The 1,720-nt window shown below is 44.5% G+C and carries 1 protein-coding gene; it reads left to right on the forward strand.

Going from position 1 to position 1,720, the window contains the following annotated elements; translation table 11 throughout:
- Positions 1-644 precede the first annotated feature (644 nt).
- Positions 645-1,720: phosphoglucosamine mutase (gene glmM / locus ABD915_RS07925; RefSeq protein ID WP_345117178.1), on the forward strand; the 1,076-nt coding region annotated here is incomplete at its 3' end.

Consider the following 1,720-nt stretch of genomic DNA (forward strand, 5'->3'; position numbering starts at 1 on the left):
TTGTGTTGAGAGACCGATGCCGTGTTTAAAACGCTTCAGAGAAGATTTGAACTGGTCTTGGGTTTTAGAGAAACGCTGCGGTGCTGGAGATAGAATATAAAACGCGTCTTTTGTTGGAAATAGGAAGGCGTCTTTTGCGTTGTGTTGAGAGACCGATGCCGTGTTTAAAACGCTTCAGAGAAGATTTGAACTGGTCTTGGGTTTTAGAGAAACGCTGCGGTGCTGGAGATAGAATATAAAACGCGTCTTTTGTTGGAAATAGGAAGGTGTCTTTTGCGTTGTGTTGAGAGACCGATGCCGTGTTTAAAACGCTTCAGAGAAGATTTGAACTGGTCTTGGGTTTTAGAGAAACGCTGCGGTGCTGGAGATAGAATATAAAACGCGTCTTTTGTTGGAAATAGGAAGGTATCTTTTGCGTTGTGTTGAGAGACCGATGCCGTGTTTAAAACGCTTCAGAGAGGATTTGAACTGGGGCGTGTCGTGTAAGGGCATGTGAACGTATCTGTTGCAAGTGGCGTGGTGCACGTCTTAATCGTCTGAAAGGGTGAGGCGATACAAATAAACCAAATGGAGGGATTTCGTTGTTACAAGAGGGAACCCTGTCAAGACCATAAGAGAAGAAGTGTGTAGGCAAGGAAATAGGGATGGCACAAAAATATTTTGGTACAGATGGAATCCGAGGAAAAGCCAATGTTTTTCCCATGACACCAGATTTTGCTATGAAAGTGGGGATGGCGGTGGGCGTTTTGTTTCGGTCACAACGCCAGTCGCGTCGTGTGGTGATTGGTAAAGATACCCGTTTATCGGGTTATATGTTGGAAAATGCTTTGGTTTCAGGATTTACTGCTGCTGGAATGGAAGCTTTTTTGTTGGGGCCGGTGCCAACGCCTGCTGTTGCTATGCTTTGTCGCTCATTGCGTGCCGATCTGGGAGTGATGATTTCTGCTTCTCATAATCCCTTCTATGATAATGGAATTAAACTTTTTGGTCCTGATGGTTTTAAGCTTTCAGATGATATAGAACAAAAAATTGAACAGTTGATCGATACAGATCTTTCAAAGTCTTTAGCAAGTTGTGCTGAAATTGGTTACGCAAAACGAGTCGAAGGTGATATTTACCGTTATATCGAATATGCTAAACGAACTTTGCCGCGTGATGTGCGCTTGGATGCTTTGCGTATCGCGGTCGATTGCGCTAATGGTGCCGCTTATAAGGCCGCTCCGCGTGCTTTATGGGAATTGGGAGCTGAAGTCTTTGCTATTCATGATGCGCCAAATGGTACCAACATTAATCAAAAATGTGGCTCAACCGATTTGACATCTTTAAAACAAAAAGTGCATGAAGTGCGTGCTGATGTGGGGATTGCTCTCGATGGTGATGGAGATCGTGTGCTGATTGTTGATGAAAAAGCGCAAACCGTGGATGGAGATCAGCTGATTGCTGTCATTGCTGAACATTGGCATAAAGCAGGACGGTTGCAACTCAACGGTATTGTCACAACCATTATGTCAAATCTTGGGCTTGAGCGCTTCTTAAATAGCAAAGGATTAGATCTTGTACGGACAAATGTTGGGGATCGCTATGTTGTCGAGGCAATGCGTCAGAAGGGATATAATGTTGGCGGTGAGGCTTCTGGGCATATCGTGCTTAGCGATTTTGGCACAACTGGCGATGGATTGGTGGCTGCTTTACAGATTTTAGCTTGTATGCAACAAAGCCG

The sequence above is a fragment of the Bartonella jaculi genome, from assembly GCF_039543045.1.
Taxonomy (GTDB): domain Bacteria; phylum Pseudomonadota; class Alphaproteobacteria; order Rhizobiales; family Rhizobiaceae; genus Bartonella; species Bartonella jaculi.